Genomic DNA, 14,265 nt, shown 5'->3' with positions numbered 1-14,265 from the left:
AAGAGAACATGAAGAATGGCTATTTCTAATTTTTATAATGTACTGATTATTGCGGGTGTTATTTTTGCCGCACTTATTTTCATCGGTATTATCATTGCGCGTCTTTATCGACGTTCGAGTAAAGAAATATCTTTTGTACGCACAGGTTTTGGCGGTGAAAAAGTCATTTTGGGTGGTGGTGCAATTGTACTTCCTGTTTTACATGAAATTATTCCCGTAAATATGAACACGCTTCGCCTTGAAGTTAAACGTGCAGATGATCAAGCACTCATTACACGTGATCGCATGCGTGTAGATGTAATGGCAGAATTTTATGTTCGTGTTAAGCCCACAGCAGAATCTATTGCGACAGCTGCCCAAACATTGGGTCAAAAAACCATGTCACCCAATGAATTAAAAAATTTGGTTGAAGGTAAATTTGTAGATTCTTTACGTGCTGTTGCTGCAGAAATGGCAATGGAAGAGCTTCACGAAAAACGTGTCGATTTTGTGCAAAAAGTTCAACAAGTCGTATCAGAAGATTTATTTAAAAACGGCTTAGAATTAGAAACGGTTTCTCTTACAGGGTTAGATCAAACAGGCTTCAAATACTTCAACCCACAAAATGCTTTCGATGCTGAAGGTTTGACGAAGCTTACTGAAACGATTGAAGATCGTCGTCGTAAACGTAATCACATTGAACAAGATGCCGATCTTGCAATCAAAACAAAAAACCTAGAAGCAGAACAAGCTCGTTTACAAATTATTCGTGAAGAAGAATATGCAAAACTTCAACAAGAACGTGAAATTTCTATTCGTAAATCTGAACAAATTGCTGAAATTGCAACACAAGAAGCGGCTAAAAAACGTGAAGCAGAAGAAGCTCAAATTGCCGCTGAACGTGAAGTTGAATTAAAACGAATTGCATCTGCACGTGATATTGAAAATGAAAATATCTTAAAAGCACAACTTATTCAAAAAGCACAAGTGGAACAAAAGAAAACCATTGAACTTGCTGAACAAGATCGTGCCATTGCAATTGCTGAAAAATCACGTGCTGAATCTGAAGCAAAAGCCCAAGCAGATCAAGCCCGTGCAGAAGCAGTAAAAGCTGAAGAGTTAGTACTCACCGTTCGTGAAACACAACGTGCAGAACGTGAAAAAGCCGTTGAATTAGTTGCCGCAAAACAAGCCGCAGAAAAAGATGCCATTTCAATTACCGTTGCTGCTGAAGCAGGTAAAAAAGCAGCCGTAGATGAAGCTGATGCTATTCGAACAACTGCTGAGGCCGAAGCAGAAAAAGTCCGCTTAAAAGCAAAAGGTGAAGCGGATGCAAAAATACTTTTAGCAGAAGCAATGGAAAAACAATATCAGGTAGATGCAGAAGGTACGAGAGCAGTTAACGAAGCAAATAATATTCTTTCAACAGAACAAGTTGAAATGCAAATTCGCTTAGCATTACTTAAATATTTACCTGAAATTATTCGTGAAAGCGTTAAACCAATGGAGAATATTGATGATATTAAAATTCTTCAAGTAAGCGGTTTAGGTGCTATTTCAGGAACAGGTACAACTGCAGAAAATAGTGAAAATGGCTCAGTTGCTTTATCTGATCAGGTTGTAAATAGTGCTTTACGTTACCGTAGCCAAGCACCGCTTATTGATAGCTTAATGAATGAATTAGGCATTCAAGGTGGCGATATTAATGGCCTAACTCAAAGCTTAAAACCACAGCAAAAATAGTCATATCAAAATAACAAAGTACTAGATAATTTAATTTTTTAAATGATCTAGCACAATAAAAAAGCCCTCAATCGAGGGCTTTTTTATTTAGATTCAGATTAAACCAAACCTTTTTCTTTAAGTACTTGATACATTGTAGAACCTAATTCAGCAGGACTACGCGTATAAGCCATACCTGCTTTTTCAAAGGCTGCAAATTTCTCTTCTGCTGTACCTTTACCACCCGAAATAATTGCTCCCGCATGACCCATACGTTTGCCTTTCGGTGCTGTTACACCTGCGATATAACCCACAACAGGTTTGGTCACATGCGATTGAATATATTCAGCAGCTTCTTCTTCAGCAGAACCACCAATCTCACCAATCATAATAATAGCTTCAGTTTGTGGATCTTCTTGGAATAATTTCAAGCAATCAATTTGGTTCATACCTGGAATAGGGTCACCACCAATACCAATACACGTAGACTGACCTAAACCAAGCTTGGTTGTTTGAGCAACAGCTTCATAAGTCAGAGTACCTGAACGTGAGATAATTCCAATTTTACCTGGTTGATGAATGTGACCCGGCATAATACCAATCTTACATTCACCTGGAGTAATAATACCCGGACAGTTTGGACCAATTAAACGCGTGTTATTGCCATAAGTTTCTAGGTAACGCTTCGCTTTTAACATATCAATTGTTGGAACACCTTCTGTGATCACAACAATAAGTTCTACACCTGAATCTACCGCTTCAACAATAGAATCTAAAACAAATGGTGCAGGCACATAAATAACTGAAGCATCTGCCTGAGTTTCACGTACCGCTTCTTTCATTGTATTGAATACAGGAAGATCTAAATGAATAGAACCGCCCTTGCCCGGTGTAACACCACCAACAACTTTTGTGCCGTACTCTAAAGCTTGAGCTGAATGGAAAGTACCATTTTTACCAGTAAAGCCTTGTACCAATACTTTTGTGTCTTTATTAATTAATACGCTCATGATTGATACTCCTTAAGCTTTTACTGCAGCAACAATTTTTTCTGCAGCATCGGCTAAGCCATTCGCAGAAATAAGTTTTAGACCCGATTCATCAAGTAATTTCGCACCAAGTTCAGCATTGTTACCTTCAAGGCGAACAACAACAGGAACCGATACATTTACTTCTTGAACCGCTGCAATAATTGCCTCAGCAATCATGTCACAACGCACAATACCACCAAAGATATTAATTAATACGCCTTGAACAGAGCTATCTGCAAGAATGATTTTGAACGCTTCAATTACGCGATCTTTCGTTGCGCCACCACCAACATCTAGGAAGTTTGCAGGTTGACCACCATAAAGCTTAATGATATCCATCGTTGCCATTGCAAGACCAGCACCATTCACCATACAACCAATATTACCTTCTAAAGCAACATAGTTCAGCTCAAATTCAGATGCTTTAAGCTCACGCTCATTTTCTTGAGATTTATCACGTAAAGCCGCAACTTCAGGTAAGCGATAAAGTGCGTTTGAGTCGATACCCACTTTGGCATCAACACATAAAATTTCACCATTTTCACGAACAGAAAGCGGATTAATTTCAAATAATGCAAAATCATTTTCAACAAATGCTTGATAAGCAGCAGTCATAATTTTTACAAATTGATTAACTTGTTTGTCTTTTAGATTTAATGCGAAAGCAACTTCACGTGCTTGGAAAGGTAATAGTCCAACTAATGGATCTACTTCTACTTTAATGATTTTTTCAGGTGTTTCTTCTGCAACTTTTTCAATTTCAACACCACCTTCAGTAGATGCCATGAAAGTTACGCGACGACTTGAGCGATCTACAACCGCACCAAGATATAATTCACGTTCAACAGGATAAACATCTTCCGCAACAAGTATGCTATTAACAGGTTGACCATCGGCATCTGTTTGATACGTTACAAGGCGTGTACCAATAATGCTATTTGCGTAGTCACGAGCTTCTTGTGCAGATTTTACAACCTTAACACCGCCTGCTTTACCACGTCCACCAGCATGTACTTGGGCTTTCATTACGGCAAATTTGCCACCTAGCTGTTCAAATGCTTGCACCGCCTCATCGGCATTCGATGCAATAATACCCTCTTGAACAGGCATACCATATTTTTTTAAAAGAGCCTTTGCTTGATACTCGTGTAGATTCATTTAGTTATTTACCTTTTACTACTTTTCACGTTTTTATGGTCACTGATACTTATGTCGCTTCCGCAATAAGCATCAGCATTTATTAAAAATTATAATTTTATTATTAGATGATTATTCAAACGAAAACAACCACCAAATGTAAAAAGAGCGGCCGAAGCCGCTAATTTTTAATTACTTACGTTTACGCTGAATCGCGTGAATTGCTCGTCCATCAACAGCCAACGCCGCTTCATGAACAACTTCAGAGAATGTTGGGTGACCAAATGTCATCAATTGAAGATCTTCAACAGATGAAACAAACTCAAGTGCAATCATACCTTGGTGAACGATATCAGACGCAGCAGGTCCAATGACGTGCATACCAAGTAAACGGTCAGTTTTTGCATCAGCAACAAACTTCACGAAACCTGCATTTTCACCAGCAGCCATAGCACGACCATTCGCAGCAAAACCAAATTGACCAGTTTTAACTTCGTGACCTTTATCGATAGCTTGCTGTTCTGTTAAACCTACCCACGCAGCTTCTGGATGTGTATAAATTACAGAAATAATTGTATCGTAGTTTACTTGAGCAGCATGACCGTGAATACGTTCAACTGCCATTACGCCCTCTTCCATTGCTTTATGAGCAAGCATTGGACCACGTACCAAGTCACCAATTGCGTATACGCCTTCAACAGAAGTTGCACACCAATCATTAACTTCAACTAAACCACGTTCAGTTAATTTAATACCGCAATCATCAGCCAATAAGCCTTCAGCATATGCACGACGACCCACACAAACGATTAACTTGTCGAATGCTTGAGTTTTTTCTTCGCCACCTTGCGTGTATTTAACTGTAACTTCAGAACCATTGATTTCTGTACCAGCAACTTTAGCGCCAACACGAATATCAAGACCTTGTTTAGTTAATAATTTTTGGTAGTCTTTTGCCAAAGCTTTATCAGCCATTGGTAAAAATGCATCCATTGCTTCAAATACAACAACTTCCGCACCCAAACGACGCCAAACAGAACCAAGTTCTAAACCAATTACACCTGCACCAATTACACCTAAACGCTTAGGTACTTCTTGGAATTCTAATGCGCCAGTAGAATCAACAATAATATCTTGATCTACAGGGGCTACAGGAATATTTACAGGTACAGAACCAGTCGCAAGAATTACGTATTTAGGTTCTAAAATTTGAGTTTCACCTTCGTGAGAAACAAATTCTACTTTTTTACCTGCAAGTAATTTACCAGTACCTTTTAACCATTCGATACCATTGCCTTTTAATAAGCCATCGATACCCATTGTTAATTGGTCAACAATTTTGTCTTTACGTGCAAGTAGTTTTGCAAGATCAAACTTAACATCACCCGTTGTAATACCGTGATCATCTAAATGATGAACTGTATCTTCGTAGCGATGAGAAGAATCAAGTAAAGCTTTAGAAGGGATACAACCTACGTTTAAGCAAGTACCGCCTAAAGATGGTTTACCTTTATGAATACGCTTTTCAATACACGCAACTTTAAAACCAAGTTGAGCTGCACGAATCGCCGCTTCGTAACCACCTGGGCCACCACCGATTACAACTAAATCGAATTGAGACATTTGTATCTCCAAGCAATCCCCCTCAATCTCCCTTTTTAAGGGGAGAGTTTCCCCTCTTTTTTAAGAGGGGTTAGGGGAGATTTTTAATTAATAAATTATAGATCAAGAATAAGACGTGCTGGCTCTTCTAACAATTCTTTGATTGTTACAAGGAAACCTACAGCTTCTTTACCATCAATTAAACGATGGTCATAAGAAAGTGCTAGGTACATCATTGGCAAGATTTCTACTTGACCATTTACTGCCATAGGACGATCTTGGATTTTATGCATACCCAAAATAGCAGTTTGTGGTGTGTTCAAAATTGGAGTAGATAATAATGAACCGAAAGTACCACCATTAGTAATAGTGAAAGTACCGCCAGTCATATCTTCAATACCCAATTTGCCGTCACGTGCTTTCGCAGCGTAAGCACGGATACCATTTTCAACTTCAGCATAGTTCATACGATCTGTATCACGTAATACAGGTACTACTAAACCACGCTCAGAAGATACAGCAACACCAATGTCATAGAAACCGTGATAAACGATGTCTTCGCCATCAATTGAAGCATTTACAGCTGGGTAGCGTTTAAGTGCTTCAGTTGCAGCCTTAACAAAGAATGACATGAAGCCTAAACGAGCGCCATGACGCTTTTCAAAAGCATCTTTATATTGAGCACGCATTTCCATGATTGGTTTCATGTTCACTTCGTTAAACGTAGTCAACATTGCAGTTTCTTGAGTTGCAGCAAGAAGACGTTCAGCAACACGCTTACGAAGACGAGTCATCGGAACACGTTTTTCGATACGCTCACCAACAGCAACACTTAAAGGTGCAGCAGCAGGTTTAGCTTGATGATTAGCAACGTCTTCTTTAGTGATACGACCACCACGACCAGAACCCGCAACATCACTAGCAGCAATACCAGATTCTGTTAATGCTTTACGAACTGCAGGCGCTTGATCAGCAACTTGCGCACGCTCAACAACAGCTGAAGCACCTGCTTGAGTCTGAGCCGTAGCAGCTTCTACTTTCTCTTCAGATTGAACTGCTTGAGTTTGAGTAGCGCCAGAAACAGCACCCTCTTCAAACTGAGCAATCACTTCATTTGAAAGAACTGTATCGCCTTCATTTTTGATGATTGACGCAATTGTGCCATCAGCAGGAGCTACCACTTCTAAAACAACTTTATCTGTTTCAATATCACAGATTACTTCGTCACGTGATACTGCTTCACCTGGTTGTTTGTGCCAAGTTGCGATTGTTCCATCCGCAACTGATTCTGGGAATACAGGTGCTTTAATTTCGGTTGCCATGATTTTAGAATCTCCTGATTATTCTACGATCGCTAAAGCATCATTTACGAGCTGAGCTTGTTGTTTTGCATGTAAATATGGTGAACCACACGCTGGTGCAGCAGATGCTTCACGGCCCGCATAGCTAATACGTACTTGTTTACCCGTATTCATTACATCGTCATATAAACGTGGAGCAATGAACAACCAAGCGCCTTGGTTTTTCGGCTCTTCTTGAGCCCAAACAATTTCTTTTACGTTTGGATAAGTCGCAAGTACTTCCGCAATACGTTGTTCTGGGTACGGATACAATTGTTCAATACGAATAATTGCCGTATTTTCCAAACCTTTATCACGACGTTTTTCAAGTAAATCGTAATAAACCTTACCACCACAAAGTACTAAACGAGTTACGTCAGCTTTGTTGATGTTGTCGATTTCATCGATCACAGTTTGGAATGTACCAGTTGCTAGCTCATCTAAAGTAGATGTTGCTAACTTGTGACGAAGCAATGATTTCGGTGAAGTCACGATCAACGGTTTACGAATTGGGCGAAGTGCTTGACGACGTAAAGCATGATAAATCTGTGCTGGTGTAGTCGGTGTAATCACTTGCATGTTGTCTTCTGCACAAAGCTGTAAGAAACGCTCTAAACGTGCTGAAGAATGCTCAGGACCTTGACCTTCAAAACCATGAGGAAGAAGCATGGTTAAACCACATGCACGTTCCCATTTGGTTTCACCAGAAGAGATGAATTGGTCAATAACCATTTGCGCACAGTTAGCGAAGTCACCAAACTGAGCTTCCCAAATGATCAAGCTCTTAGGAAGAGTTGTTGCATAACCATATTCAAATGCAAGTACAGCCATTTCCGACAATAATGAGTCATAAATTGCAGTACGTGGTTGGTTTTCTTTCAAGTTGCAAAGTGGGATGTAAGTAGAACCATCTACTTGGTTATGCAGTTTTGCATGACGGTGTGAGAACGTACCACGACCAACATCTTCACCTGTTAAGCGAACCAAGAAACCATCATCTAAAATAGATGCATACGCTAAAGTTTCAGCAGCACCCCAGTTTAGAGGTAATTCACCTGTTTGCATTTTCAAGCGATCATCAATCACTTTAGACACTTGGCGTTGCATTACGAAGCCTTCTGGAAGCTCACGCATTTTTTGACCAAGTTCTTTTAAGCGTTCGATTGGGAAAGTTGTATCCCAAACATCTGTGTATTCATGACCCACGTATGGAGACCAATCTACAAACATTTTTGTATTTGGTTCTAACACAAGTGCATTAGCAACATGTTTACCCGCTTCAAGATCTGAACGATAATCTTCGATCATTTGATCTGTAGCTACGCGTTCTAATACTTTTTCTTGAACCAATTGATCAGCATATAAAGCACGAGTAGTCGTCTTTTTGTTGATCACTTGATACATCATCGGTTGAGTTGCAGCAGGTTCATCCGCTTCGTTATGACCACGACGACGGTAGCAGAACATGTCAATCACAACATCTTTACGGAATGTATGACGGAAATCATGCGCCAATTGAGTTACAAAAATTACAGCTTCAGGATCATCACCATTTACATGGAAAATTGGAGCCTGAATCATTTTTGCAATATCAGTACAATATTCGGTAGAACGTGCATCACGCGGATCTGAAGTTGTGAAGCCCACTTGGTTGTTTACAACGATGTGAACTGTACCACCCACTGTGTAACCACGAGTTTGCGACATTTGGAAGGTTTCTTGGTTTACACCTTGACCAGCAAAAGCAGCATCACCATGTACGATAATTGGCAATACATCATCACCGCCAATATCTTTACGACGTACTTGACGCGCACGTACAGAACCTTCAACAACAGGTCCTACGATTTCTAAATGAGATGGGTTAAATGCTAATGCTAAGTGAACTTCGCCACCTGGAGTCATTACGTTAGAAGAGAAACCTTGGTGATATTTAACGTCACCAGAACCTCTTTTATGAAGAGACTTACCTTCAAACTCACCGAATAAATCGGCTGGGTTTTTACCCATGATGTTAACAAGAAGGTTCAAACGACCACGGTGTGGCATCCCGATAACAACTTCTTTACAACCTACAGAACCTGCACGTTGAATCAGTTCGTTCACCATAGGAATGAAAGATTCACCACCTTCCACACCAAAACGTTTTGCACCAACGTATTTATTACCAAGGAATTTTTCTAGACCCTCAGCAGCAGTTAAGCGTTCTAATACGTGCTTTTTCTGATCTGCATTAAATCCAAATTGCCCACGTGCACTTTCAAGGCGTTGCTGAATCCAACGTTTTTCCTTGGTGTCCACAATGTGCATGTATTCAACACCAACGGTAGAGCAATAAGTTGCTTCCATTGCTTCAATCATTTCACCTAACGTAGCTTCTGTTTTGCCAATCGCTAGATTACCTGTATTGAATACTGTATCTAAATCAGATTTAGTTAAACCGTGAGCGCTTAATTCTAAATCATAAGCATCTTCACGTTTTGCTAAACCTAATGGATCCAATTTAGCCTTTTGATGACCACGGTTACGATACGCAGCAATAAGTTGTAATACGCCAATTTGACGTTGTCCATGCTCAGAACTTGCACTTTGTACAACAGACTGAACGCGGCTTGAATTACGACCTAATAATAAAAATTGCTCACGCACATTACTATGTGGTTGATCACCTTTTGGAAATTTATCGAAGTATTTACGCCAATCTTCTCCAACTGAATCTGGAGCCGTTAAATACTGCTCATAAATTTCTTCAATATACGCTGCACTATCAGCGGAAAGTTCAGTGTCTAGACGCAACGCGTCAACAACTTCTTGCATTTTTGGACCCATTTCCTATTGCAAAAATATTTACAGGATGCGTTTTAAAGCAAAACCCATGATTTGTAATGTCAAATTGGTGACACCACATTACTCCCCTTTAGGCGTAACCTTTGAGGCGTTATCGCTACATTAGGAGATCCCAATGTAAACAATGAATCATAACGCCCTCAGCGGCATCATCATTCACATATACTCGGCGATACCGAGCAATTTTCTGCAAATCGACTTAGAAAAAATAACAAAGTAGATTACTTTTTCTAAAGCGATTATCTCTCATCACGATTAACCACTGTCTTTTTGACTAAAATTCACACATAAAATGTATGGTTTTTTCAAATATAGTGATACCCGTTATTTTAACACGAACTTTCAACTTGAATTGATTTTTTTGACACATACCTTTAATAAATTGGCTAAATACAGTACATATAATCGCCTATATAATATTGGGCTTTAAATTCTTTAAATCAAGCTCTAAATTATTAAAATTTGATAAAAAATCTTGTTAGCATTCCATTAAATATCACTGTATTTAGCAATATCTATACTAACATTTCAAATTTTAGTTTTCAGCAGAACTTTAAAATTCACACTAAATTCAGAGAGATTTAAATTCTGAAACACATTATAAAAATACTATAAAAGATCAAATGCATTTGTATCATTTTATTACTTATCACATAAAAAAAAGCACACCAAATTAGGTGTGCTTTTTTAACGGTTACAGATTAACCCGCTTGATCAAACATCATGCTACGGATGTGACCAATAGCTTTAGTTGGATTCAAACCTTTAGGGCAAACTGAAACGCAGTTCATGATACCTTTACAACGGAAAAGAGAGAACGGATCGTCAAGACGAGCCAAACGCTCTTGAGTTGCAGTATCACGTGTATCAATAATAAAGCGATACGCATTCAACAATGCAGACGGACCCAAGAATTTATCTGGGTTCCACCAGAATGATGGACATGAAGTAGAACAGCATGCACATAAAATACATTCATACAAACCATCCAAATGTTCACGATCTTCAGGAGACTGTAAACGCTCTTTTGCAGGAGCTGGCTGGTTATTAATCAAGAATGGATGAATTTTATCATACTGATCATAGAACTGATTCATGTCTACAACCAAGTCTTTCACAACTGGAAGACCAGGCAATGGACGAATAGTGATTTCATTTGGTAAATCGTTTAGGTTCCAAAGACACGCTAAACCATTTTTACCATTAATGTTCACACCATCTGAACCACAAATACCTTCACGACATGAACGACGGAACGTTAAAGATTCGTCTTGTACTTTCAATGCAAGAAGCGCATCAAGCAACATACGGTGCTTATCAGTCAACTCAAGTTTGAAAGTTTCCATGTACGGTGCTTTATCCTTATCAGGATCGTAGCGGTAGATATTAAATGTACGAGTACCTCTACTCATCTTACTTCTCCCAATTAGAATGTACGTGGTTTAGGTGGAATTGCATCAACCGACAATGGACGGTAACGCACTGGCTTGTACTCAAGATGGTTATCTGATGAGAACCATAATGTGTGCTTCATCCACTCATCATCACGACGACCGTAAGAATAAGTTGGGTGATCTGGTGGTAATTCGAAATCTACAACCGTATGCGCACCACGACACTCTTTACGAGCAGCAGCTGAAATAAGAGTCGCTTTAGCAACTTCATATAAGTTTTCAACTTCAAGTGCTTCAATACGTGCAGTATTGAATACTTTAGATTTGTCTTTTAAATGAATGTTACGTACACGTGGTTCAATTGCAAGAATCTGCTTAACACCCTCTTCAAGAAGCGCAGATGTACGGAATACACCAGCATGGTCTTGAACGATGTCACGGATTGCATCAGCAACTTCTTGTGCATTCTCACCCGAAGTTGACTCATCAAGATGAGCAATACGTTTGAATGTATTTTCAAGCACAGTTGTTGGAAGTGGTGCATATTCATCACCGTGATGTTTAGTCACGTAATCGATGATGTGTTCACCAGCCGCCTTACCAAATACAACCAAATCAAGAAGTGAGTTCGTACCTAAACGGTTTGCACCATGTACAGATACACATGAACATTCACCAATTGCGTAGAAACCTTTCACTGGTTTAGTGAAGTTACGACCATCTTGGTTTGTAGAATAAACATCTGTGTCTTTATTGTAGTTAGCAACAAGCGCTTCAGTTTCGCGAGATTCTGGTACAACAACTTGACCATGAATGTTTGTAGGAATACCACCCATTTGATAATGGATTGTTGGTACAACTGGAATTGGCTCACGAGTAATATCTACGTTCGCAAACTTCTTACCAATTTCAAACACTGATGGAAGACGCTTCATGATCGTTTCAGCACCCAAGTGCGTCATATCAAGTAGGATGTAGTCTTTCTTAGGACCACAACCACGACCTTCTTTAATTTCTTGGTCCATTGAGCGTGATACGAAATCACGTGGTGCCAAGTCTTTTAAAGTTGGTGCATAGCGTTCCATGAATGGCTCGCCTGAATCGTTACGAAGGATTGCACCTTCACCACGACAACCTTCCGTCAACAATACGCCTGCGCCTGCAACACCCGTTGGGTGGAACTGCCAGAATTCCATATCTTGTAATGGAATACCTGCACGAGCAGCCATACCAAGACCGTCACCAGTATTGATATAAGCGTTTGTAGATGCACGATAAACACGACCTGCACCACCAGTAGCGAATAATGTCGCTTTCGCTTGGAATACAGCAATTTTACCAGTTTCTTGGTCAATCGCAGTTACACCAAGTACATCGCCTGCTTCGTTACGAATAAGATCAAGTGCGATCCATTCTACGAAGAATTGAGTACCCATCTTCACGTTGCTTTGATAAAGCGTATGAAGAAGTGCGTGACCTGTACGATCGGCAGCAGCACATGCACGTGGCACAGCTTTTTCACCGTAGTTTGCAGAGTGACCACCAAATGGACGTTGGTAAATCGTACCATCTGCGTTACGGTCAAAAGGCATACCCAAGTGTTCTAATTCATAAACAACTTGTGGTGCTTCGCGAGTCATAAACTCGATTGCATCTTGGTCACCTAACCAGTCCGAACCTTTAACAGTGTCGTAGAAATGGTAGTGCCAATTATCTTCTTGCATATTACCAAGAGATGCACCAATACCACCCTGCGCTGCAACAGTATGCGAACGAGTTGGGAATACTTTAGTAAGGACAGCAACTTTCAAACCAGCTTGAGCAAGTTGGTAAGACGCACGCATACCTGAACCACCACCACCAACGATGACTGCATCGAAAGTTTCGTGTGGAATGTTTGAGTAGTTTTCTTTAGGGGTTATAGCGCCCATGATATCTTCCTATCAATTCGCCCAGAAAATCTGGATTGCCCAGATTGCGTATGCTAGTACAGCAATAATCACTGCTGAAGTCAGTACAAGGCGTAAACCTGATGCTGAAGGACCCATTTGACGAGTAGTCACATAATCTGTGAATACTTGCCACATACCGATCCAAGCATGTGCAACAAGAGATAAGACTGCCAATAAAGATAATGTCTTCATTGGTGTTGTCATCATAAAACCGTACCACTGTTCAAAGCTGAATCCACCATTACACAGAATCCAACCCAATACCACTACGGTATAAACAGCCAATACAACAGCACTTACGCGTTGGATAAACCAATCACGAGAACCTGAACCCGTAAAACCTGTAGCACTTTTCATTAGAGTACGATCCATACAAATGCTGCAACAATACCGATTGCAGACAAGATTAATGAAATAGTAGCTGCAATACGACCACTTTGCAGTTCTTCTGCAATACCTTGGTCAGCAAGTAAATGCTTAACACCAGCAATAAAGTGGAAAATTAAGCCAGCTACAAATACCCACACGATGAAACGCACAATAAAGCTATCGAAGATGGCTTGAACTTGTGCAAAACCTTCTGGAGAAGACAATGACTTGTCTAGGATCCATAAAAGTACCGGTACGAGTAAAAATACGATGACACCTGAAAGACGGTGTAAAATTGATGCAATAGCCACAGGGGATTTTAAGTTTACTTCTAAAACTTGACCCATGGACAAATTGACAGGTCTGTTGCTTTTCACAGCGGGCATCCTGTAAGTAAAAACTCCATCCGGAGTTTGTTGGAATTAGTTCGAAGGAAAGCTGGCATAGATAGGCAAGCTTTTGCCTAAATTCAAAACGACACTGAATTATAAAACGTCAAGTTTCAAATTACAAACGGCTCACAAGCCCAATTTTAGTAAAATTCTTTAAATAAGAATCATTAACAGATAATGCAGCACTATAAATTTTATCTATAAAAGTATTAAAAAACACTCCAACCTACTGTTTCACTGTATTTATAAGGTTTAGATGCTACTTTTCACTACAATATCGGGGTGTTAATTTGACTTATGACCTACGACTAAAGGCGGGTGTAAATAGAAAGGTATTGGTTTTTCCCATAAGACAAGCGATAAATATAATCAAGCCTTCATTTCCAAACTAAATACCAATCACCACTTTGATAAACTTTCCAAATATATCCTGAGATTTTATAAAGACTTAATTAGATAAAACATAAAATCACATTCACTTTTATCCTGATTATTTACTC

The 14,265-nt window shown here is 39.6% G+C and carries 10 protein-coding genes; 1 reads left to right on the top strand and 9 read right to left on the bottom strand.

What is annotated here, in order from left to right; genetic code table 11:
* Window positions 1–15 precede the first annotated feature (15 nt).
* Entirely contained in the window at window positions 16–1,722 is a 1,707-nt protein-coding gene (locus GTK57_RS09635) for a flotillin family protein (protein WP_152875569.1), read from the top strand.
* Between the two features lie 98 nt (window positions 1,723–1,820).
* Here GTK57_RS09635 and sucD read toward each other — a convergent pair whose 3' ends face one another.
* The 9 genes from sucD to sdhC form a co-directional block, all read right to left on the bottom strand.
* Window positions 1,821–2,711: a succinate--CoA ligase subunit alpha gene (gene sucD, locus GTK57_RS09630; RefSeq protein ID WP_152875570.1), complete on the bottom strand. Its 891-nt coding sequence runs from the start codon at window positions 2,709–2,711 to the stop codon at window positions 1,821–1,823.
* A 12-nt stretch (window positions 2,712–2,723) separates the two neighbouring features.
* Window positions 2,724–3,890, bottom strand: coding sequence for an ADP-forming succinate--CoA ligase subunit beta (sucC, locus tag GTK57_RS09625; RefSeq protein WP_163123100.1), 1,167 nt, complete (start codon window positions 3,888–3,890; stop codon window positions 2,724–2,726).
* 171 nt (window positions 3,891–4,061) lie between these two features.
* Complete coding sequence (gene lpdA, locus GTK57_RS09620; protein ID WP_152875572.1) at window positions 4,062–5,492, bottom strand: dihydrolipoyl dehydrogenase; 1,431 nt, start codon at window positions 5,490–5,492, stop codon at window positions 4,062–4,064.
* A gap of 95 nt (window positions 5,493–5,587) precedes the next feature.
* On the bottom strand, window positions 5,588–6,793 hold the full coding sequence (gene odhB / locus GTK57_RS09615; protein ID WP_152875574.1) for a 2-oxoglutarate dehydrogenase complex dihydrolipoyllysine-residue succinyltransferase: 1,206 nt from the start codon (window positions 6,791–6,793) through the stop codon (window positions 5,588–5,590).
* Between the two features lie 18 nt (window positions 6,794–6,811).
* Window positions 6,812–9,628 carry a 2-oxoglutarate dehydrogenase E1 component gene (locus GTK57_RS09610; protein ID WP_163123096.1) on the bottom strand — a complete coding sequence of 939 codons (2,817 nt, stop codon included), beginning with the start codon at window positions 9,626–9,628 and terminating at the stop codon, window positions 6,812–6,814.
* Window positions 9,629–10,359: 731 nt separating this feature from the next.
* Window positions 10,360–11,070 carry a succinate dehydrogenase iron-sulfur subunit gene (locus GTK57_RS09605; protein ID WP_152875578.1) on the bottom strand — a complete coding sequence of 237 codons (711 nt, stop codon included), beginning with the start codon at window positions 11,068–11,070 and terminating at the stop codon, window positions 10,360–10,362.
* Window positions 11,071–11,084: 14 nt separating this feature from the next.
* Window positions 11,085–12,983 carry an FAD-binding protein gene (locus GTK57_RS09600; protein WP_152875580.1) on the bottom strand — a complete coding sequence of 633 codons (1,899 nt, stop codon included), beginning with the start codon at window positions 12,981–12,983 and terminating at the stop codon, window positions 11,085–11,087.
* Between the two features lie 12 nt (window positions 12,984–12,995).
* On the bottom strand, window positions 12,996–13,361 hold the full coding sequence (sdhD, locus tag GTK57_RS09595; protein WP_152875589.1) for a succinate dehydrogenase, hydrophobic membrane anchor protein: 366 nt from the start codon (window positions 13,359–13,361) through the stop codon (window positions 12,996–12,998).
* On the bottom strand, window positions 13,361–13,759 hold the full coding sequence (gene sdhC, locus GTK57_RS09590; protein ID WP_152875582.1) for a succinate dehydrogenase, cytochrome b556 subunit: 399 nt from the start codon (window positions 13,757–13,759) through the stop codon (window positions 13,361–13,363). Before sdhC ends, sdhD begins: the two co-directional genes overlap by 1 nt.
* Between the last annotated feature and the right edge of the window lie 506 nt (window positions 13,760–14,265).

Source organism: Acinetobacter portensis (genome assembly GCF_010646905.1).
GTDB classification, from domain to species: Bacteria; Pseudomonadota; Gammaproteobacteria; order Pseudomonadales; family Moraxellaceae; genus Acinetobacter; species Acinetobacter portensis.
The sequence above is the reverse complement of the archived record's forward strand: the minus strand, read 5'-3'. Positions and strand labels throughout refer to the sequence as shown.

What these genes read in the sequence shown, in the direction of transcription:
- sucC (WP_163123100.1), bottom strand. Translation starts at nt 3,890, where the DNA reads ATGAATCTACACGAGTATCAAGCAAAGGCTCTTTTAAAAAAATATGGT.
- GTK57_RS09600 (WP_152875580.1), bottom strand. Translation starts at nt 12,983, where the DNA reads ATGGGCGCTATAACCCCTAAAGAAAACTACTCAAACATTCCACACGAA.
- GTK57_RS09635 (WP_152875569.1), top strand. Translation starts at nt 16, where the DNA reads ATGGCTATTTCTAATTTTTATAATGTACTGATTATTGCGGGTGTTATT.
- GTK57_RS09605 (WP_152875578.1), bottom strand. Translation starts at nt 11,070, where the DNA reads ATGAGTAGAGGTACTCGTACATTTAATATCTACCGCTACGATCCTGAT.
- sucD (WP_152875570.1), bottom strand. Translation starts at nt 2,711, where the DNA reads ATGAGCGTATTAATTAATAAAGACACAAAAGTATTGGTACAAGGCTTT.
- GTK57_RS09610 (WP_163123096.1), bottom strand. Translation starts at nt 9,628, where the DNA reads ATGCAAGAAGTTGTTGACGCGTTGCGTCTAGACACTGAACTTTCCGCT.
- lpdA (WP_152875572.1), bottom strand. Translation starts at nt 5,492, where the DNA reads ATGTCTCAATTCGATTTAGTTGTAATCGGTGGTGGCCCAGGTGGTTAC.
- odhB (WP_152875574.1), bottom strand. Translation starts at nt 6,793, where the DNA reads ATGGCAACCGAAATTAAAGCACCTGTATTCCCAGAATCAGTTGCGGAT.
- sdhD (WP_152875589.1), bottom strand. Translation starts at nt 13,361, where the DNA reads ATGAAAAGTGCTACAGGTTTTACGGGTTCAGGTTCTCGTGATTGGTTT.
- sdhC (WP_152875582.1), bottom strand. Translation starts at nt 13,759, where the DNA reads ATGCCCGCTGTGAAAAGCAACAGACCTGTCAATTTGTCCATGGGTCAA.